General features: G+C 66.3%; 16 protein-coding genes and 5 tRNA genes. 4 read left to right on the top strand and 17 right to left on the bottom strand.

The window, feature by feature from the left end; genetic code table 11:
* Positions 1-150: 150 nt before the first annotated feature.
* The 10 genes from PM1_RS21665 to PM1_RS21710 form a co-directional block, all read right to left on the bottom strand.
* Positions 151-1,110, bottom strand: coding sequence for a tRNA dihydrouridine synthase (locus PM1_RS21665; RefSeq protein ID WP_009621038.1), 960 nt, complete (start codon positions 1,108-1,110; stop codon positions 151-153).
* A 66-nt stretch (positions 1,111-1,176) separates the two neighbouring features.
* Entirely contained in the window at positions 1,177-1,620 is a 444-nt protein-coding gene (locus PM1_RS21670) for an acyl-CoA thioesterase (RefSeq protein WP_009621037.1), read from the bottom strand.
* 98 nt (positions 1,621-1,718) lie between these two features.
* Positions 1,719-2,564 carry an alpha/beta fold hydrolase gene (locus PM1_RS21675; RefSeq protein ID WP_009621036.1) on the bottom strand — a complete coding sequence of 282 codons (846 nt, stop codon included), beginning with the start codon at positions 2,562-2,564 and terminating at the stop codon, positions 1,719-1,721.
* Positions 2,565-2,586: 22 nt separating this feature from the next.
* A complete protein-coding gene (locus PM1_RS21680) occupies positions 2,587-3,126 on the bottom strand; it encodes a TetR/AcrR family transcriptional regulator (RefSeq protein WP_024128265.1) in 540 nt (179 codons plus the stop codon).
* A gap of 194 nt (positions 3,127-3,320) precedes the next feature.
* Positions 3,321-3,396: transfer RNA gene (locus PM1_RS21685), tRNA-Glu, on the bottom strand.
* A 42-nt stretch (positions 3,397-3,438) separates the two neighbouring features.
* Positions 3,439-3,514, bottom strand: a tRNA-Ala gene (locus PM1_RS21690).
* Between the two features lie 45 nt (positions 3,515-3,559).
* A tRNA-Glu gene (locus PM1_RS21695) sits at positions 3,560-3,635 on the bottom strand.
* 53 nt (positions 3,636-3,688) lie between these two features.
* A tRNA-Ala gene (locus PM1_RS21700) sits at positions 3,689-3,764 on the bottom strand.
* Positions 3,765-4,040: 276 nt separating this feature from the next.
* Positions 4,041-5,525: a glutamate--tRNA ligase gene (gltX, locus tag PM1_RS21705; RefSeq protein WP_009621034.1), complete on the bottom strand. Its 1,485-nt coding sequence runs from the start codon at positions 5,523-5,525 to the stop codon at positions 4,041-4,043.
* A gap of 49 nt (positions 5,526-5,574) precedes the next feature.
* Complete coding sequence (locus PM1_RS21710; RefSeq protein ID WP_009621033.1) at positions 5,575-6,495, bottom strand: LysR family transcriptional regulator; 921 nt, start codon at positions 6,493-6,495, stop codon at positions 5,575-5,577.
* 108 nt (positions 6,496-6,603) lie between these two features.
* Between PM1_RS21710 and PM1_RS21715 the strand changes: the two genes are divergently transcribed.
* The gene (locus tag PM1_RS21715; RefSeq protein WP_009621032.1) at positions 6,604-7,638 is read left to right on the top strand and encodes an HlyD family secretion protein; all 1,035 of its coding nucleotides are present in this window, start codon (positions 6,604-6,606) and stop codon (positions 7,636-7,638) included.
* Between the two features lie 49 nt (positions 7,639-7,687).
* Complete coding sequence (locus tag PM1_RS21720) at positions 7,688-9,193, top strand: MDR family MFS transporter (protein ID WP_152604499.1); 1,506 nt, start codon at positions 7,688-7,690, stop codon at positions 9,191-9,193.
* A 15-nt stretch (positions 9,194-9,208) separates the two neighbouring features.
* Here the strand turns inward: PM1_RS21720 and uvrB are convergent, their stop codons facing one another.
* A complete protein-coding gene (gene uvrB, locus PM1_RS21725) occupies positions 9,209-11,224 on the bottom strand; it encodes an excinuclease ABC subunit UvrB (RefSeq protein WP_009621030.1) in 2,016 nt (671 codons plus the stop codon).
* 184 nt (positions 11,225-11,408) lie between these two features.
* Between uvrB and PM1_RS21730 the strand changes: the two genes are divergently transcribed.
* Both PM1_RS21730 and PM1_RS21735 read left to right on the top strand, forming a co-directional pair.
* Positions 11,409-12,605 (top strand): amino acid aminotransferase, encoded by a 1,197-nt coding sequence (locus PM1_RS21730; RefSeq protein ID WP_009621029.1) that lies wholly within the window; start codon positions 11,409-11,411, stop codon positions 12,603-12,605.
* Between the two features lie 69 nt (positions 12,606-12,674).
* Positions 12,675-12,750 (top strand) — tRNA-Asn (locus PM1_RS21735).
* Positions 12,751-13,332: 582 nt separating this feature from the next.
* On the opposite strand, the gene PM1_RS21740 is transcribed toward PM1_RS21735, so the two are convergent.
* From PM1_RS21740 to PM1_RS21765, 6 genes are all read right to left on the bottom strand, one after another.
* The gene (locus PM1_RS21740) at positions 13,333-13,692 is read right to left on the bottom strand and encodes a helix-turn-helix domain-containing protein (protein ID WP_009621028.1); all 360 of its coding nucleotides are present in this window, start codon (positions 13,690-13,692) and stop codon (positions 13,333-13,335) included.
* Entirely contained in the window at positions 13,682-13,990 is a 309-nt protein-coding gene (locus PM1_RS21745) for a type II toxin-antitoxin system HigB family toxin (protein WP_009621025.1), read from the bottom strand. Before PM1_RS21745 ends, PM1_RS21740 begins: the two co-directional genes overlap by 11 nt.
* 303 nt (positions 13,991-14,293) lie before the next feature.
* The gene (locus PM1_RS21750) at positions 14,294-14,617 is read right to left on the bottom strand and encodes a ComEA family DNA-binding protein (protein WP_009621023.1); all 324 of its coding nucleotides are present in this window, start codon (positions 14,615-14,617) and stop codon (positions 14,294-14,296) included.
* Positions 14,618-14,806: 189 nt separating this feature from the next.
* Entirely contained in the window at positions 14,807-16,795 is a 1,989-nt protein-coding gene (locus PM1_RS21755) for a polysaccharide biosynthesis protein (protein WP_009621021.1), read from the bottom strand.
* 67 nt (positions 16,796-16,862) lie between these two features.
* Positions 16,863-17,885, bottom strand: coding sequence for an MraY family glycosyltransferase (locus PM1_RS21760; RefSeq protein ID WP_009621019.1), 1,023 nt, complete (start codon positions 17,883-17,885; stop codon positions 16,863-16,865).
* Positions 17,882-18,841, bottom strand: coding sequence for a UDP-glucose 4-epimerase family protein (locus tag PM1_RS21765; RefSeq protein WP_009621017.1), 960 nt, complete (start codon positions 18,839-18,841; stop codon positions 17,882-17,884). Before PM1_RS21765 ends, PM1_RS21760 begins: the two co-directional genes overlap by 4 nt.
* Positions 18,842-18,853: the final 12 nt, after the last annotated feature.

The following is an 18,853-nucleotide window of genomic DNA, read 5'->3' on the forward strand; positions in this document are numbered from 1 at the left end:
CGGACCTTGTCCGCGATAGCCGGAACCACCGGCACGATTCGCGGATAGGATCTCCTACGCCGCCCCACCCGCACCATTCCATGTAGGAGCGCGCCCTGCGCGCGAAATCGCGGGCAGGGCCCGCTACGAAGAGCACCGGCGCAATCCATCCTACGCGGCTTCTTCCACCTCGACCTGCAGCAACCGGTCGATCAGCTCGCAGTCGCTCTCGCGGCGGATCTGCGCGAACAGCTCTACCGCCTCGGGGTAGCTGCGGGTGAGCATGCCCAGCCACTGCTTCAGGCGCCCCGGCGCGTAGCGCGGCGCCAGCTTGCGCCGGGCCTGGCGCCAGAAGTCGTCGAGCAGCACGCGCACTTCGTGCCAGGGCATCGGCTGCACTTCCCGGCCCTCGCGCCAGGCGGCTATCTGCCGGGCCAGATCGGGGCGCGAGACCAGGCCGCGGCCCAGCATGATGTCTTCGACGCCGCTGATGGCGCGGCAGCGCAGGTAGTCGTCGAGGGTCCAGACTTCGCCATTGGCGAACACCGGCACCTTCACTGCGTCCGCCACCTTCGCCACCCACTCCCAGTGCACCGGCGGCTTGTAGCCGTCGGTCTTGGTCCGCGCGTGGACCACCACGTGGGCGGAACCGCCGTCGGCCAGGGCTCGGGCGCAGTCCAGCGCGCCATCCGGGGACTCGTAGCCCAGGCGCATCTTCGAGGTCACCGGGATCTGCGCCGGCACCGCACGACGCACGGCTTCGACGATGGCGAACATCAGCTCCGGCTCCTTGAGCAGCACGGCCCCGCCGCGGGACTTGTTCACCGTCTTCGCCGGGCAGCCGAAGTTCAGGTCGATCACCGGGGCGCCCAGTTCGCAGGCGTAGGCGGCGTTTTCCGCCAGGCACTGCGGGTCGGAACCGAGGAACTGCACGCGCATCGGCGTGCCGGCGCGGGTGCGGCTGCCGTGCAGCAGCTCCGGCGCCAGCTTCTCGTAGGTGGCCAGTGGATGCAGGCGGTCGGTGACGCGGATGAACTCGGTGACGCACCAGTCGATGCCGCCGACGCGGGTCAGTACGTCGCGGAGGATTTCGTCGACCAGCCCCTCCATCGGGGCCAGGGCAATTTGCACGGCGGGGAACCTTTACTGTCGAAGGCGGCGAATTCTAGGGGGACTCGCCGCCCGCGCAAAGTGCCGTCAGGCCGGCGCGGCGCCAAGCAGCGCGCGGCCGTAGCCTTCGATGAACTCCACCGGCATGCGCCTGGGCCGGCCGCTGGACAGTTCGATGCAGACGAAGGTGGTGCGGGCGCGCAGCAGGGTCACGCCGTCGGCCGGGCGCACCAGCTGGAAGCGGCGGTCCATGCGCAGCTTCTGGTCGGACTCGACGATCCAGGTGGCCATCTGCAGTTCCTCGCCCTCGTAGGCGGCGGCGAGGTAGTCGATTTCGTGGCGCACCACCGCCATGGCACGGTCGAGCCGGCGGTATTCGGCCAGGTCCAGGCCCAGGCGCTGCGAATGGCGCCAGGCGCAGCGCTCCAGCCAGCTCACGTAGACGGCGTTGTTGGCGTGGCCGAGGCCGTCGATGTCCTCGGCGTTCACGCTGATGTCGATGACGAAGGGGTCGGGCAGGTCCCAGGCCATGCGCTTGCTCCAGTCCGGGGCCGGGTCCGGAGGACCCGGCCGCATGATCGAAGCCGGCAGTTTACAGGGCTCGGCGGCGTCCCGCCCCTCCCCTGTCGTCAGGAGGCCAGCGCCATGGGCAGCAGATACCGCTCTTCCTGGCCTTCCAGCAGCGCCAGCACGGCGTCGCTCAGGCGCGGATCGGCCAGCACGCGCTGGTGGCCGCCGCCTTCCAGGCGCAACAGGCGGCTGCGCGGCCAGGCCGCATGGATGTCCTGCGCATCCGCCACGGGCACTTGCGGGTCGTCCTCGGCGTGCACCACCAGCCCGGGCATACCCAGCGTGTAGCGGCTGACGTCCAGTTGCGCCGCCGGCATGCCGGTGTAGGCCTCGACCTGACGGATGAAGCGGTGCCTCGCCTCGGCCGGCAGCCCCATGAAGCCGGCGAAGCGGCGCAGCACGGAGAGGACCCGGCTCGGCGCGGCAATGCTGACCAGCGCCTCGGTGCGCAGCCCCATCTGCGTCGCCAGCAGGGCGCTGGCGCCGCCCATGGAATGGCCGATCACCGCGCGCAGCGGCGGCAACTCGCTGGCCGCTTCCAGCAAGGCACGGGCGAACAACAGCGGATGGGCCTCGCGCCCCGGCGAACGGCCATGGGCCGGGCCATCCAGCGCCACCACGGCGTAGCCGGCGCCGACCAGTTCGCGGATCAGGTGGGCGAACTGCGTCGGCCGCCCTTCCCAACCGTGCATCAGCAGTACCGCCGGCCCTTCGCCCCAGCGCAGCGCGGAGAGACCGAAGCGCAGGGTGATGCGCTCGGAACTGGCCAGCAGCGGCAACTCCCAGTCGCGCGGCTGCAGCGCCCGAGGCGTCATGAAGACTTCACGCGTGCGGCGCGCCGCCCATTCCGGCGCCACACGCCCCAGGGTGGCGTTGACGCCACGGATCCAGGTCAAGCTGCTCATTGCCAGGCCCTCCTTCGAGGTCTCAATCCACCGCTTTCTTGGCGGCACGCAGGACACGGTCGGACAGGTCGCTCGGGCCCAGGGCCCGCGCCAATGCCAGTCCGCCCACCATCAGGGCGATGTCGGCGAGCACGGTGTCGGCGTCCTCGGGACGCTCGGCCAGCTCGGCGACCATGAGTTCGAGGTGTTCGGCCAGGGCTTCGTGGAAGCTCTCCGGCAGTTGCGCCATGTCGCCCAGGGAACTGGGGATGGGGCAGCCTGGCTCCTCGCTGTCGCGGTGCCTGCGCGACAGGTAGAAGGCCGCGACCAGTTGCCGGCGCTCGCTGAACGGCATGTCCGCATCGAAGTGCTTGAGCTTGGCCCGGCGCGAAGACAGCAGGTGGCGGAAGGCTTCCAGCATCAGCGCATCCTTGCTCTGGAAATGCGCGTAGAAGCCGCCGACGGTCAGCCCGGCGGCGCCCATCACCTCGGCCACGCTCGGCTCCAGCGGCCCGCGGCGGACCAGGGCATCGGCGGCCGCGCAAAGAATGCGCTCACGGGTCTGGGCCTTCTTCTCACCCAGGCCTTTTTCGTTGCTGCCGGTCTTCGGATTCATGGCGCGCTCCAAAATATTATGAGTGAAATATTATGCTCATAATAAAAATCGGCAAGCGACGATGGCGACCGCTGGTCGGGCGAGAAGATTTTCGAAAGGGGAAAAAACAAAAGGCCACTCGAAAAGTGAGTGGCCCTATAGGCCCCGCAGAGCGGGAAAATTGGCGTCCCCTAGGGGACTCGAACCCCTGTTACCGCCGTGAAAGGGCGGTGTCCTAGGCCACTAGACGAAGGGGACGTATCCTTCGAGGAAATCCGCGCCTGGCGGACTCTGGCGATTTGGTGGAGCTAGACGGGATCGAACCGTCGACCTCTTGCATGCCATGCAAGCGCTCTCCCAGCTGAGCTATAGCCCCATATGACTCTGGCGGACGACGCGAACGCATCGTCGCTGGAATAAGTGGCGTCCCCTAGGGGACTCGAACCCCTGTTACCGCCGTGAAAGGGCGGTGTCCTAGGCCACTAGACGAAGGGGACGCAAACCTTCGATTTTCGGCTCCGCCCCGAAGCGGCGAAACCTACTGGTAATTTGGTGGAGCTAGACGGGATCGAACCGTCGACCTCTTGCATGCCATGCAAGCGCTCTCCCAGCTGAGCTATAGCCCCAAAGTACCGCTACATCTACCGTTCCGCTTCGCTCTGTCGTTCAGTTCGTCGCTGGAACGGGGCGCATCTTAGGGGCGGGAGGTAACCCTGTCAACAAGAATTTTCGACTTTTTTAAATTTTTTCTCCCAAAGAACAATCACTTAGCAAAGGAGCCCAGCTTCCCCTCCCCTGCGCCGCACCTTCGGCCCCTTAAGCCGCGGCCCGGCCCCAGGGATTATGGACATGAAAAAGGCCGGGCGCCCGGAGGCGGCCGGCCTTTTGTCAGGCGGGATCCGTCAGCCGGCGATGGCGTCGCGGATCTTCTCCCACTCCTTGGCTTCCTTCTTCGACGCCCCGCCCAGCAGTTCCAGGGCCTGGCGCAGGCGATAGCGCGACAGGTCGGCGCCGAGGATTTCCATGGCGTCGAGCACCGACACCGAGCTGGCGTGGCCGGTGATGGCCGGGAACATCAGCGGCATGACGTCGCGCAGCTTCAGGCCCAGGTGTTCGGCGACGGCCTGGATGGTCGCGGTGATGCGCTCCTTCTCCCACTGGCGCAACGCTTCCAGCTTCCACAGCACCAGTTGCAGGACCTGGCGCACCTGGGTGGCGTCGAGCTTCTTGTGCTCGAACAGCTTGGCGTCCAGCGGTACGCCGCCGCTGAAGAAGAAGCCGGCCAGCGGGGCGATCTGGCTGAAGTTCTCCACCCGGCCCTGCACGTGGGGGGCGATCTTCATCAGGTACTCGGGGTTGAGCGCCCACTTCTGTACTTCGCGGGCGAACTCCTCCACCGACTGCTCGCGGATCCACTGGCCGTTCAGCCAGGACAGCTTCTCCATGTCGAAGATCGGCCCGCCGAGGGACACGCGGGACAGATCGAAGTTGTCGATCATCTCCTGCAGGCTGAACTTCTCGCGCTCGTCGGGCATCGACCAGCCCATGCGGCCCAGGTAGTTCAGCAGCGCCTGGGGCAGGAAGCCCATGCGCTCGTAGAAGGTGATGGAGGTGGGGTTCTTGCGCTTGGACAGCTTGCTCTTGTCCGGGTTGCGCAGCAGCGGCATGTAGCACAGCACCGGCTGCTCCCAGCCGAAGTACTCGTACAGCTTGATCAGCTTGGGCGCCGAGGGCAGCCACTCTTCGCCGCGCAGCACATGGGTGATGCCCATCAGGTGGTCGTCGACCACGTTGGCCAGGAAGTAGGTGGGCAGGCCGTCGGCCTTCATCAGCACCTGCATGTCCATGCGGTCCCACGGGATCTCGACGTCGCCGCGGAGCATGTCCGGGACCACGCAGACGCCCTCGGTCGGCACCTTCATGCGCACCACGTGGGATTCGCCGGCGGCGATGCGGCGCTGCGACTCCTCTTTGGGCAGGTGCATGCAGTGGCCGTCGTAGCGCGGGGTTTCCTTGCGCGCCTGCTGTTCGGCGCGGATGGCGTCCAGGCGCTCGGCGGAGCAGAAGCAGGGGAAGGCATGGCCCTTCTCCACCAGCTCGTCGCTGTACCGCTTGTAGATGGCGCCGCGCTCGCTCTGCCGGTACGGGCCGTGCGGGCCGCCGACGTCCGGGCCTTCGTCCCACTCGATGCCCAGCCAGCGCAGGGCGTCGAAGATCTGCTGTTCCGACTCGCGGGTGGACCGCACCTGGTCGGTGTCCTCGATGCGCAGGATGAACTTGCCGCCGTGCTGGCGGGCGAAGCACAGGTTGAACAGCGCGATGTAGGCGGTGCCGACGTGCGGGTCGCCGGTGGGGGACGGCGCGATGCGGGTGCGGACAGTGGTCATGAAAGCTCTCGTGAAAACCGGAATGAAAGATGCGGACCGCGGCCCGCATTCATGGGTGCGATGTTATCAGGCGCGCCGCCCCCGGCTCCAGCCGATGGGCTTCGTCGATGGGCAGGCGGTGGATCAAGTAGTCGAGGAAGGTCTTCACCTTCATCGCCTGGAAGCGCCGCGAGGGGTACACCGCATAGAGCTCGCCGATGGGCAGCTGCACCTCCGGCAGCAGGCGCTCCAGGCGGCCGCTTTCCAGCGCCACGTCGACGATCAGCTCCGGCAGCGAGGCGATGCCCGCCCCGGCCAGCACCGCCTCGCGGGCGAAAGAGATGTTGTTGCAGGACAGCACGCGCTGGCAGGGCACGCTCTCGTTCAACAGCGGCCAGTAGCGTTGCGAGTCCTGCGCCAGCAGCACCGCGCGGTGCCGCGCCAGGTCCTCGACGTGCAGCGGCCGCCCGTGCTGCTGCAGGTAGCCGGGGCTGGCGCACAGGCAGCGGCTGGTCACCAGCAGGCGGCGGGCGATCAGCGTCGAGTCCTCCGGCTGGCCGACGGTGATGGCGATGTCCACGCCCTCCTCCAGCGGATCGACGGTGCGCGAGCTGAGCTCCACTTCCGCGGTGATCTGCGGATAAAGACGCATGAAATCGCCGAGCACTTCAGCCAGGTACAGCTGGCCGAACTCGATGGGCGCGGTGATCCGCAGCAGGCCCGAAGGCTCCTGCTGCAATTGCATCACCGCCTGCTCGGCCTCGGCGAAATCGAGCATGATCTGCCGGCAGCGGTCGTAGTAGGCCTGCCCCACCTCGGTCAGGCGCAGCTTGCGCGTGGTGCGGTTGAGCAGACGCACGCCCAGGCGCTCTTCCAGCAGCGCGATGCGCCGGCTGACCGTGGACTTCTGCATGCCCAGGCTGTGGGCGGCCTGGGTGAAACTGTGGAATTCCACGACGCGGGTGAAGATCAGCGCATCATCCAGCCCCATTATTGTTCCTTATAAACAACAAAGTTTCCGAATTGTAGCGACTGCGCCCCGGCCGGGAACACTGTTACATTGCCGGGAAAAATTCTGCCAAACAAACGCTCGTTTATCATGCCCGCACAATTGAAACGCCGCCTGAGCATCTTCTTCGTCATTTTCTGCCTGGTCGCCCTGGCGTTCCTGGGCCGCTGGTACTTCATCGGCCGCTTCCAGGAAACCACCGACAACGCCTACGTCCAGGGCGAGATCACCCGCATCGCCAGCCAGTTGGGCGCGCGCATCGACCAGGTGCTGGTCACCGACAACCAGCACGTGAAAAAAGGCCAGTTGCTGGTCAAGCTGGAGGATGCCGACTTCCGCCTGGCCCTGGACCGCGCCAAGGCCGCCCTCGCCACCCACGAGGCGGAGTTGGCCCAGGCGCGCAGCAAGCTCAAGGGCCAGGGCAGCATGATCGCCGCCAGCGAGGCCGACCTGAACGCCACCCAGGCCACCTTCGGCCGTACCCAGATCGACCTCAACCGCGCCCAGACCCTGCGCAAGCCCGGCTACGTTTCCGAGGAGCGCGTCACCACCCTGACCGCCGACTCCCACGTGGCCCGCTCGCAGGTGGCCAAGGCCCAGGCCGACCTGCAGGCCCAGCGCATCCAGATCGACGCCCTGAACGCCGACATCAAGCGCCTGCAGGCGCAGATCGACGCCTCCCGGGCGGAAATCGCCCAGGCCGAGATCAACCTGGCGCGCACCGAACTGCGCGCCCCCGTCGCCGGCCTGGTCGGCCAGCGCAGCGCGCGGGTGGGCCAGTACGTGCAGGTCGGCAGCCAGCTGCTGGCGCTGGTGCCCGACGAAGGCATCTGGGTGCAGGCCAACTTCAAGGAGACCCAGGTCGGCCACATGCGCCCCGGGCAGAAGGCCCGGCTGGTCCTCGACAGCTTCCCCGACACCCCCATCGAAGGCTGCGTGGACAGCCTCTTCGCCGCCTCCGGCGCCCAGTTCAGCCTGCTGCCGCCGGACAACGCCACCGGCAACTTCACCAAGGTGGTGCAACGCATCCCGGTGAAGATCACCTTCGCCGCCGACAACCCCCTCAAGGGCCTGATCCGCCCGGGCATGTCGGTCGAGGCCGAGGTGCAGCTCGGTGAGCGCTGACGTCCTCGTCCGCCCCGCCGGGGAGCCCACCCGGCGCGACTGGATCGCCGTGCTCTCGGCGATGCTCGGCGCCTTCATGGCGGTGCTGGACATCCAGATCACCAACTCCTCGTTGAAAGACATCCAGGGCGCGCTGGCCGCGACCCTGGAGGAAGGCTCGTGGATCTCCACCTCCTACCTGGTGGCCGAGATCATCATGATCCCGCTCACCGCCTGGCTGGTGCAGCTGCTGTCGGCGCGGCGCCTGGCGGTGATGGTGTCGATCGGTTTCCTGTTCTCCTCGCTGCTGTGTTCCTTCGCCTGGAACCTGGAGAGCATGATCGTGTTCCGCGCCATGCAAGGTTTCACCGGCGGCGCGCTCATCCCCCTGGCCTTCACCCTGAGCCTGCTCAAGCTGCCGGAGCACCACCGGCCCAAGGGCATGGCGCTGTTCGCCATCACCGCCACCTTCGCGCCGTCCATCGGCCCCACCCTGGGCGGCTGGCTGACCGAGAACTTCGGCTGGGAATACATCTTCTACATCAACATCCCGCCGGGGCTGCTGATGATCGCCGGGCTGCTCTACGGCCTGGAGAAGAAGGCGCCGCACTGGGAACTGCTCAAGAGCACCGACTACGCCGGCATCGTCACCATGGCCATCGGCCTGGGCTGCCTGCAGGTGTTCCTCGAGGAAGGCCACCGCAAGGATTGGCTGGAGTCGAACCTGATCGTCGCCCTGGGCAGCATCGCCCTGGTCAGCCTGATCCTCTTCGTCATCCTGCAGACCTCGCGGCCGAACCCGCTGATCAACCTGGGCATCCTGCGCAACCGCAACTTCGGCCTGGCGAGCATCTCCAGCATCGGCCTGGGCATGGGGCTGTACGGTTCGATCTACGTGCTGCCGCTGTACCTGGCGCAGATCCAGGGCTACAACGCCATGCAGATCGGCGAGGTGATCATGTGGATGGGCGTGCCGCAGCTGTTCCTCATCCCGCTGATCCCCAAGCTGATGAAGATCATCGAGCCGCGCCTGCTGTGCGCCCTGGGCTTCGGCCTGTTCGGTCTGGCCAGCTTCAGCTCCGGGGTGCTCAACCCGGACTTCGCCGGCCCGCAGTTCAACCAGATCCAGCTGCTGCGCGCCCTCGGCCAGCCGATGGTGATGGTGACCATCTCGCTGATCGCCACCGCCTACCTGCAGCCGCAGGACGCCGGCTCCGCCTCCAGCCTGTTCAACATCCTGCGCAACCTCGGCGGCGCCATCGGCATCGCCCTGCTGGCGACGCTGCTGGATAGCCGCGCCAAGGTCTATTACGACTACCTGCGCGAAGCGGTGGTGCCGATGAATGGCGCGGTGGAAGAGCGCCTGGCCCAACTGGCCGCGCAACTGGGCAGCCAGCAGGCGGCGCTGGGCGAAGTGAGCGTGATCGTCCACCAGCAGGCGGCGATCATGGCCTACAACGACGCCTTCCACGCCATCGGCATCGTCCTTGCCGTGAGCATGCTGGCCGCCTTGCTGACCCGCCCCCTGCCCGCGGGCCTGGGCGCCCAGGCTGGAGCCGGAGCCGGCGCGCACTGAGCACTGCGGTGGAGGTCAGCCGACCTCCACCAGGCGTTCGCGCAGCTTGTGGATTTCGTCGCGCACCGCGGCGGCGGCTTCGAACTCCAGGTCCCGGGCCAGCTGGTACATCTTCTCTTCGAGCTGGCGGATGCGCTTGCCGATCTCGTTCGGCGAGCGCAGTTCGCCCTCGTAGCGCCCGCTCTCCTCCGCCACCTTGGCCACGCCGCGACGCTTGCCTTTAGCGCCCGGCACGCTGGCGCCCTCGAGGATGTCCTTGATGTCCTTCTTCACGCCCTTGGGCACGATGCCGTGCTGCTCGTTGAAGGCGATCTGCTTGTTGCGCCGCCGCTCGGTCTCGTCCATGGCGCGCTGCATCGAGCCGGTGACGTTGTCGGCGTAGAGGATCGCCTTGCCGTTGAGGTTGCGCGCGGCGCGGCCGATGGTCTGGATCAGCGAGCGCTCGGAGCGCAGGAAGCCTTCCTTGTCGGCGTCGAGGATGGCCACCAGGGACACCTCGGGCATGTCCAGGCCCTCGCGCAGCAGGTTGATGCCCACCAGCACGTCGAAGGCGCCAGTGCGCAGGTCGCGGATGATCTCCATGCGCTCGACGGTGTCGATGTCCGAGTGCAGGTAGCGCACGCGCACGTCGTGGTCGCCCAGGTAGTCGGTGAGGTCCTCGGCCATGCGCTTGGTCAGGGTGGTGACCAGCACGCGCTCCTCGCTGGCCACGCGCAGGCGGATTTCCGAGAGCAGGTCGTCCACCTGGGTGGAGGCCGGGCGCACCTCGATCTGCGGGTCGACCAGGCCGGTGGGCCGCACCACCTGCTCGATCACCCGCCCGGCGTGTTGCTCTTCGTAAGGGCCGGGGGTGGCGGAGACGAAGATGGTCTGCGGGCTGATCGCCTCCCACTCCTCGAAGCGCAGCGGCCGGTTGTCCAGCGCCGAGGGCAGGCGGAAGCCGTATTCCACCAGGGTTTCCTTGCGCGAACGGTCGCCCTTGTACATGGCGCCAACCTGGGGAACGCTGACGTGGGATTCGTCGATCACCAGCAGCGAGTTGGCCGGCAGGTAGTCGTAGAGGGTCGGCGGCGGCTCGCCGGGGCCGCGCCCGGAGAGGTAGCGCGAGTAGTTCTCGATGCCGTTGCAGTAGCCCAGTTCGAGGATCATCTCCAGGTCGAAGCGGGTGCGCTGCTCCAGGCGCTGGGCCTCCACCAGCTTGTTGTTGGTGCGCAGGTAGTCCAGGCGCACCTTGAGCTCTTCCTTGATCTGCTCCACCGCCTGCATCAGGGTTTCCCGCGGCGTCACGTAGTGGCTCTTGGGGTAGAAAGTGAAGCGCGGCAGCTTGCGGATCACCTCGCCGGTCAGCGGGTCGAAGGCGGAGATGCTCTCCACCTCGTCGTCGAACAGTTCGACACGGATGGCCTCCAGCTCGGATTCCGCCGGGAAGATGTCGATCACGTCGCCGCGCACGCGGAAGCTGGCGCGGGCGAAATCCATGTCGTTGCGGGTGTACTGCAGGCTGGTCAGGCGGCGCAGCAGCTCGCGCTGGTCCATGCGGTCGCCGCGGTCCAGGTGCAGGACCATCTTCAGGTAGGACGCCGGGTCGCCCAGGCCGTAGATGGACGACACGGTGCAGACGATGATGGCGTCCTCGCGCTCGAGCAGGGCCTTGGTCGCGGAGAGGCGCATCTGCTCGATGTGGTCGTTGATCGACGAGTCCTTCTCGATATAGGTGTCGGAGGACGGGACGTAGGCTTCGGGCTGGTAGTAGTCGTAGTAGGAGACGAAGTATTCCACCGCGTTGTGCGGGAAGAAGGTCTTGAATTCGCCGTAGAGCTGCGCGGCCAGGGTCTTGTTCGGCGCCAGGACCATGGTCGGGCGCTGCACCTGGGCGATGACGTTGGCGATGCTGAAGGTCTTGCCGGAGCCGGTCACCCCCAGCAGCGTCTGGTGCGAAAGGCCCGCTTCCAGGCCCTCGACCATCTGTCGGATCGCCTCGGGCTGGTCGCCCGCCGGCTTGAAGCGCGAATCCAGTTGGAATGTCGACATGGGAACCTCGCTGTGGGGTGTGACGCGGGCGCGGCTGCGGCGTCAAACCAGGCGAAAGCATGCGCGATCAACTCGCCGCCTGCCATAGAGGCCTATATAATACCGGCCCGTCGACGCATCCCCCAGCGCCGTGCGCGGGGGGTTGCAATTGCATCTTCACTCCCGCCTTAGAGCTGCTGCCAAAATGAGTCTGTTCTCCGCTGTCGAAATGGCCCCCCGCGACCCCATCCTGGGCCTGAACGAAGCTTTCAACGCCGATACCCGCCCGGGCAAGATCAACCTGGGCGTTGGCGTGTACTACAACGAAGAGGGTCGCCTCCCGTTGCTGCGCGCGGTACAGGCCGCGGAGAAAGCCCGCATCGAAGCACACGCTCCGCGCGGCTACCTGCCGATCGAAGGCATCGCCGCCTATGACCAGGGCGTGCAGAAGCTGCTGTTCGGCGCCGACTCCGAGCTGCTGGCCGAAGGCCGCGTGGTCACCACCCAGGCCGTGGGCGGCACCGGCGCGCTGAAGACCGGCGCCGACTTCCTCAAGCGTCTGCTGCCCAACGCCACCGTGGCCATCAGCGATCCGAGCTGGGAAAACCACCGCGCGCTGTTCGAGGCCGCCGGCTTCCCGGTGCAGAACTACCGCTACTACGACGCCGCCAGCCACGGCGTGAACCGCGCCGGCCTGCTGGAAGACCTCAACGCCCTGCCTTCGCAGTCCATCGTGGTCCTGCACGCCTGCTGCCACAACCCGACCGGCGTCGACCTGAGCCTGGACGACTGGAAACAGGTGCTGGACGTGCTCAAGGCCAAGGGCCACGTGCCCTTCCTCGACATCGCCTACCAGGGCTTCGGCGACGGCATCGACGAAGACGCCGCCGCGGTGCGCCTGTTCGCCCAATCCGGCCTGAACTTCTTCGTTTCCAGCTCCTTCTCCAAGTCGTTCTCGCTGTACGGCGAGCGCGTCGGCGCGCTGTCGGTGGTCACCAACAGCCGCGAGGAATCCGCCCGCGTCCTGTCCCAGGTCAAGCGCGTGATCCGCACCAACTACTCCAACCCACCGACCCACGGCGCCAGCGTCGTCTCCACCGTGCTCAACAGCCCGGAACTGCGCGCCCTGTGGGAAGAGGAACTGGGCGAAATGCGCAGCCGCATCCGCAACATGCGCGTCGCCATGGTCGAGCAACTGGCCGCCCTGGGCGCCAAGCGCGACTTCGGCTTCGTCGCCCAGCAGCGCGGCATGTTCTCCTACTCCGGCCTGACCGCCGAGCAGGTGGAACGCCTGAAGAACGAGTTCGGCATCTACGCCGTCGGCACCGGCCGCATCTGCGTCGCCGCGCTGAACAACGGCAACCTGGAAACCGTCACCCGCGCCATCGTCCAGGTGCTCTGAAAAAAATCGGGGAAGTCATCGGCAGAATGTTGACTTCCCCTTTTTAATCAGTAAGATACGCCCCGTTGTTCCGCGATAGCTCAGTCGGTAGAGCAAATGACTGTTAATCATTGGGTCCCTGGTTCGAGTCCAGGTCGCGGAGCCAAAATTCAAAAGCCCTCGGCATATGCCGGGGGCTTTTTCTTTGCGGGGGGCTCCCTGGACTCTCGCCAGGGACTACGTCCCAGGTGATACCCCCTTCGGGGCCGCGCTGAAGCGCGTTCGGCTCACGCCGTCGAGTCCAGGTCGCGGAGCCAAATTCAAAAAAGCCCTCGGCATATGCCGGGGCTTTTTCTTTGTGGGGGCTCCCTGGACTCTCGCCAGGGACTGCGTCCCAGGTGATACCCCCTTCGGGGCCGCGCTGAAGCGCGTTCGGCTCACGCCGTCGAGTCCAGGTCGCGGAGCCAAAATTCAAAAGCCCTCGGCACATGCCGGGGGCTTTTTCTTTGTGGGGGCTCCCCGGACTCTCGCCAGGGACTGCGTCCCAGGTGATACCCCCTTCGGGGCCGCGCTGAAGCGCGTTCGGCTCACGCCGTCGAGTCCAGGTCGCGGAGCCAAATTCAAAAAAGCCCTCGGCATATGCCGGGGGCTTTTTCTTTGTGGGTGTCCCGTCCTTCGGGGCCTCCTAACCGCAACGCGCCTAGAAAGCAGCCCTCGACAGAGCCGATGACGGAACGCCGGGACCGGCCTAGGCCGCCCCGGCCAGCAGGCTCTCATAGGGAATATTCAAGCCATCATGCAGGCGCTTGATCATCGCCAGGCTGAGGCCACGCTTGCGATTCAGCACCTCCGAGACACGGCCGCTGCTGCCGATGAAAGGTTCCAGGTCGCGCGGCGTCAGTCCTCGCTGCTCCATGCTGAACTTGATGGCCTCGACGGGATCGGCCGGGCCTATCGGGTAGTGCTTGTTCTCATACGCCTCGATCAGCGTCACCAGCACTTCCATTTCGTCGGCCTCAGCCGTGCCCTCCTCCGCCTGGAAGATGGATTCCAGGCGCTGGAAAGCCGCGCGCAGGTCCTCGTCGTTTCGGATGGGCCTAATATTCATTCACCGTCTCCACGTCTATCTGGTCGTACCGGGCATGAGTGCCGATGAACTTCACCCAGGCGATGCCGCAGCGGTACTGCATCTCCACAACCAGGCGATACTTGTTGCCGCCGATGTTGAACACCACGCGGTTGTTGCCGCAGATGCTCGCGCTGCCGAATTGATTCTTCACGTCCTGCGGAGTCTTCCATTCAGCATTGATCGCCGCGTCGTACCAACTCTCCAAAGGGGCCTTGGTATCTTCCTGGCCAGGAACCCCCCAGAACTTCACCAGCGTGCTCTTTGCAATAACTCGCATCTGCCTCACTTCTCCCATATCGGGAGATTCTAGATCGAGAGCCGGCCATCTGCCAAGAGCGGCCTCTCCCGTCCCATCTCTCCCGCAGACATCAACCCCGAGCCCGCCGGTGCAGGCTCTCTGCTTGCCCTGAGAACAGCACTGGTTCGTCGCCTGGACGCCTCCAGCGCCAGACACCCTCGGCCTGTCCCTGCAGGGTGATCGCCCCATGTCCACTGCTGACCAGGGTCAAGCGTCATCCCGCCTGCGCAACGAAAAAAGGCCGGCCCCCCCCCCGGACCGGCCTTTCCATCGCATAGTGCCTCAGTCGAGGCTGATCGCCTCCCGGTTGCTCTCCAGGATCGCCTTGCCGATGCCCTTCACTTCCAGCAACTGATCCAGGCTGGTGAAGGGGCCATTGGCCTGCCGATAGGCCACTATGGCTTCGGCCTTGGCCTTGCCGATCCCCTTGAGCCGCTTTTGCAGCGTCTCTGCGTCCGCCGTGTTGAGGCTGACCAGCCCTTCCTGCTCGTCGTGCACGGTGACCGTCGCCGGCGTCAGCTTCTCCGGCGCGGGAGCGGCGGCAGCCATGCCCGACAGGGAAAGGGAGGAAAGCACGACCAGCAGTAGCGCGAATGCCTTATGCATGAATAACTCCTTTTAGTCACTGGGTATGGCGAGCCAGAACGGGCTCGCCATTCACCTTTAGCGACAGGAGCGGGGCAAGGGGAAGAAGGGAAAATCACACTTTGAATGAATCAGGGGCTTCCTCGCCGATTGGACGAAGAGCCCCTCCTGCAACAAGGCAGCGTCCGACCGAGCACCGGCCTTGATCTGTCAGGGCTCCATACGGCGCTGCTGGTGGACCAGGTCGACGATATCGCCATCCGGGCAGTAGCCGTTGACCGTCTCGCGCAGCAGCATGCGCACCTGGGCGTAGTCGCCCCGCTCCACCGCCTTCAGCAGCGAGACCAGCACCGTCTTGAACGCCTCCCAGGGCAGCATTTCCTCGTTCGCCTTCATGATCATCGGGTGCTCGGTGGCGCCTACCTCGTCGCCGATCAGCAGCTCCTCGTAGAGTTTCTCGCCGGGACGCAAGCCACTGAACTCGATGGCGATGTCGCCGTGGGGCGAACTCTCCGAGCGCACGCTGAGCCCGGAAAGGTGGATCATCCGCTGGGCCAGCTCGAGGATCTTCACCGGCTGGCCCATGTCGAGCACGAAGACGTCGCCGCCGCGCCCCATGGAGCCCGCCTGGATCACCAACTGCGCGGCCTCGGGAATGGTCATGAAGTAGCGGGTGATCGCCGGATGGGTGACGGTCACCGGGCCGCCACGCTTGATCTGCTCGCGGAACAGCGGGATGACCGAGCCGGACGAGCCCAGCACGTTGCCGAAACGCACCATGGTGAAGCGGGTCTTGTTCACATGGTGGACCCCGGTCTTGTCGCCGAAGAGCACCGGCGCGGGCTCCAGACTGAGCGCCTGGAGGATCATCTCGGCCAGGCGCTTGGTCCCGCCCATGACGTTGGTCGGTCGCACGGCCTTGTCGGTGGAGATCAGCACGAAGTTCTGCACGCCGGCCTGGATCGAGGCCTGGGCCGCATACAGCGTCCCCAGGACGTTGTTCAGCACCCCTTCGGAAATATTGTGCTCGACGATGGGCACATGCTTGTAGGCAGCCGCGTGGTAGACGGTGTTGATCTTCCAGCTACCCAGCACCTCCAGCAGCCGCTCGGCGCTGCGTACCGAGCCCAGGATGGGCACGAGCTGCACCGGCAGGGATTGCCGCCGGACGCGCTGCTCCAGTTCCTGGTGGATGCGGTAGAGATTGAACTCGCAGTGTTCGAACAGCACCATCACCGTGGGCCCGCAAGGCAGGATCTGGCGGCACAGTTCCGAACCGATGGAGCCGCCCGCCCCGGTGACCATCACCGCCTGGCCGCGGATGCAGTGCTCCAGCAGCTCCTTGCGCGGCGCCACCGGGTCGCGCCCCAGCAGGTCGGCGATGTCCACTTCCTGGATGTCGTCCACCTTCACCCGGCCGTTGGCCAGGTCGATGATGCCGGGCACGCTGCGCACGTGCAGCGGATAGGGTTCCAGCAGACCGAGGATTTCGCGACGGCGCGCCCGCGAGGCGGAAGGAATCGCCAGGAGTATTTCCTGGGCCCCGGTCTCTTCGATCATCTGCTGGATATGCTTGGGCTTGAACACCCGCAGGCCGGCGATCACCCGGTTGGCGATCTCGTCGTCGTCGTCGATGAAGGCCACCGGCCGCATCACCCGCCCCATGCGCAGCGCGGCGACCAGTTGGTTACCCGCGGTGCCGGCGCCGTACACCGCGACCTTGATCAGGCCGTCATCCTGCTTGAGGAAGGGCACGACCTGGATCGCGCTGTACCAGTCGCCCATGAAGTACTGGCGCATGGCCAGGCGCAGCCCGCCGACCATCAGCAGGCTCAGCCACCAATAGTTGAGCACCAGGGAACGCGGCACCGCCTCGACGACCGAGCGGTTCCAGTAGACCACCAGCGAAAGCACCAGGGCCGAAATGGTCACCGCCTTCCAGATGGCGATCAGCGCATCGTTGCCCAGGTAGCGCATGACCGCCCGGTACATGCCGAAGCGGATGAACAGCGGTATCGCGATCAAGGGCGCGGCGATGAACAGCCAGGCATGCACACGGAAGGGATAGGTCAGGTCATCCGTGCCCAGGCGCACCACGAAAGAAAGCCACAGGGCCAGCCAGACCAGGAACACGTCCGTGACGACCTGCAGCATTCGCTTGTAACGTCGGGGCAACCTCAGCAGGCGCTCTCGCAGCATATCCTTTCATCCTTCCCAGTCCGGGAGCGCAGTCTCCCGTTACATTGACCACCATTTCCCATGGAGTTCACTTCGGTTGGCCGTTTTCAGGCCCACCGGCGCCCAGCGATGCCACGACCAGCACCAATGGAGCATAGGCAAGAAACAGACCGGCGACGCCGTCGATTCGGCCCAGCGCCACGAAAACGGCGATCGGCGACAGCCATATCAGATTGATCGCAGCCACCGACAAACTGATGGCGCGATGCTGGCCAAGACGCCGCGAAGCCCGCTGATAGGCATGGCTGCGGTGCGCTTCGTGAACCCGCTCGCCGCGCAGCAAGCGCCGCGCCAGGGTCCAGGTGGCATCGACGACGAAGGCGCCCAGCAGGATCAGCCACGACCAGAACAACTGCGGCGCCTGCCAGGCCGCCTGCAGCGAGAGCCCGCCCAGCATGATGCCGAGGAAGCCGCTGCCGGCATCGCCCATGAATATCCGCGCGGGCGGGTAGTTCCAGGCCAGGAACCCAGCAGTGGCCGCGGCGAGCAACAGCGGCAGCCAGGCGGCCGCCCCCGCCCCCGCCAACCAGCAGCAGAGCGCCGCGCCGCCGCAGACGGTAATCGCCTCCAGGCTGGCGATGCCGTCGATGCCGTCCATGAAGTTGTAGAGGTTCAGCAGCCACACCAGGTAGAACAACGCCAGCAGCGAGCCGAAGAGCCCCAGGTCCCAACGAGCGCCGGCGAACGACAGGGCCGGCAGCCCCCCCAGCATGTAGAGCAGGAAGGCCGCGCCGAGGAAATGACCGAGCAGGCGCCAGCGCGCCGGTACGTGACGGTGATCGTCGATGAAACCCACCAGGGCTATCCAGCCCCCCGACAGCAGCAGAGCAAGCATGGCGCGCGTATCGGTCAGGCCCATCTCCCAGGACAGCAGCAGCGCCAGCAGGAAGCTCAGGACTATCGCCACCCCGCCGCCCCTCGGCGTCGGCACACTGTGGGAGCTGCGCTCGTTGGGCACGTCCATCACGCTACGCGCCAGAGCGTAGTGGCGAACCCCGGCGGTACCGGCCCAGGCCAGCATCAGTGCAAGAAACAGCAGCAGGAAGGTCATGCGCGGGTCTCCCGGTACCAGCGCGCCGTCGTCGCGAGCGCCTGGTCGATGCTCACCGGCGGCTGCCAGCCCAGCAGCTCGCGGGTCTTGCCGATATCGACCTGCAACGAGCCCAGCACGCGCTGCGCCTGGGCCCCTCGCCCGAATAGCGCGGCCAGCCCCTGCAGCAAGACCACCGGCACCGGCAGCAGCCGCGGGCGTACGCCGAGCGCCACGGCCAGGCGACGGCACAGCTCGGCGCTGGAAAGATCGTGATCGTCACTGACCAGGAAGACCTGGTTGGCGGCACGTTCATGCCCCAGGCAGACACGCAGCAGATCGACCAGGTTGTCCCTGGCCACCAGGCTCCGCCGGTTGCGCACCCGAGCGAACGGCAGGGGCAACTGCCGCTGCACCACGCGCATCAGGCTGGCGAAGTTGGCCCCCACGCCCGGGCCGTAGATGAGCGGAGGGCGGATGACCACCCACTCCATCGCGCACTCTACGGCCAGGCGCGACAACGCCCTTTCCGCCTCCAGCTTCGACTGGCCGTAGGGATCGGCCGGCGCCGGCCGATCCTCGGCACGGAACGGCCGGCCGGGCGGCGTCGACTCGCCGTTCACCTTGATCGAACTGATGAAGATGAAACGCCGCACCCCCGCCGCCGCAGCCTGGCGCGCCAGGTTGAGGGTGCCCTCGACGTTGACCGCGCGGAACTCGGCCAGGGGATCGCCCGCGGTTTCGTGCATGACATGCACCCGGGCCGCGGCGTGGACCACGACGTCCACACCGGCCAGAGCGCTGGTCCAGTCCTGGGTCGCGCTCAAGCCGTCGATGGAGTGGACCTCCACGCCGGGAAATTCGCCAGACAGACGGGAACGCACCGCCACCGCCAAGTGCAATTCCGGTATCGCGGCAAAGGCTTCGAGAACGCCCCGCCCGACAAAACCGGTGGCACCGGTCAGAAGTACTTTCAACACCACTCCTAG

Origin of the sequence: Pseudomonas sp. M1, from assembly GCF_022760135.1 — a bacterium.
In the GTDB taxonomy this organism is placed as follows: domain Bacteria; phylum Pseudomonadota; class Gammaproteobacteria; order Pseudomonadales; family Pseudomonadaceae; genus Pseudomonas; species Pseudomonas citronellolis.

Coding starts and splice junctions, on each gene's coding strand:
- PM1_RS21670 (WP_009621037.1), bottom strand. CDS start 1,620: ATGGCCTGGGACCTGCCCGACCCCTTCGTCATCGACATCAGCGTGAAC.
- PM1_RS21675 (WP_009621036.1), bottom strand. CDS start 2,564: ATGAGCAGCTTGACCTGGATCCGTGGCGTCAACGCCACCCTGGGGCGT.
- gltX (WP_009621034.1), bottom strand. CDS start 5,525: ATGACCACTGTCCGCACCCGCATCGCGCCGTCCCCCACCGGCGACCCG.
- PM1_RS21710 (WP_009621033.1), bottom strand. CDS start 6,495: ATGGGGCTGGATGATGCGCTGATCTTCACCCGCGTCGTGGAATTCCAC.
- PM1_RS21715 (WP_009621032.1), top strand. CDS start 6,604: ATGCCCGCACAATTGAAACGCCGCCTGAGCATCTTCTTCGTCATTTTC.
- uvrB (WP_009621030.1), bottom strand. CDS start 11,224: ATGTCGACATTCCAACTGGATTCGCGCTTCAAGCCGGCGGGCGACCAG.
- PM1_RS21730 (WP_009621029.1), top strand. CDS start 11,409: ATGAGTCTGTTCTCCGCTGTCGAAATGGCCCCCCGCGACCCCATCCTG.
- PM1_RS21740 (WP_009621028.1), bottom strand. CDS start 13,692: ATGAATATTAGGCCCATCCGAAACGACGAGGACCTGCGCGCGGCTTTC.
- PM1_RS21745 (WP_009621025.1), bottom strand. CDS start 13,990: ATGCGAGTTATTGCAAAGAGCACGCTGGTGAAGTTCTGGGGGGTTCCT.
- PM1_RS21750 (WP_009621023.1), bottom strand. CDS start 14,617: ATGCATAAGGCATTCGCGCTACTGCTGGTCGTGCTTTCCTCCCTTTCC.
- PM1_RS21755 (WP_009621021.1), bottom strand. CDS start 16,795: ATGCTGCGAGAGCGCCTGCTGAGGTTGCCCCGACGTTACAAGCGAATG.
- PM1_RS21760 (WP_009621019.1), bottom strand. CDS start 17,885: ATGACCTTCCTGCTGCTGTTTCTTGCACTGATGCTGGCCTGGGCCGGT.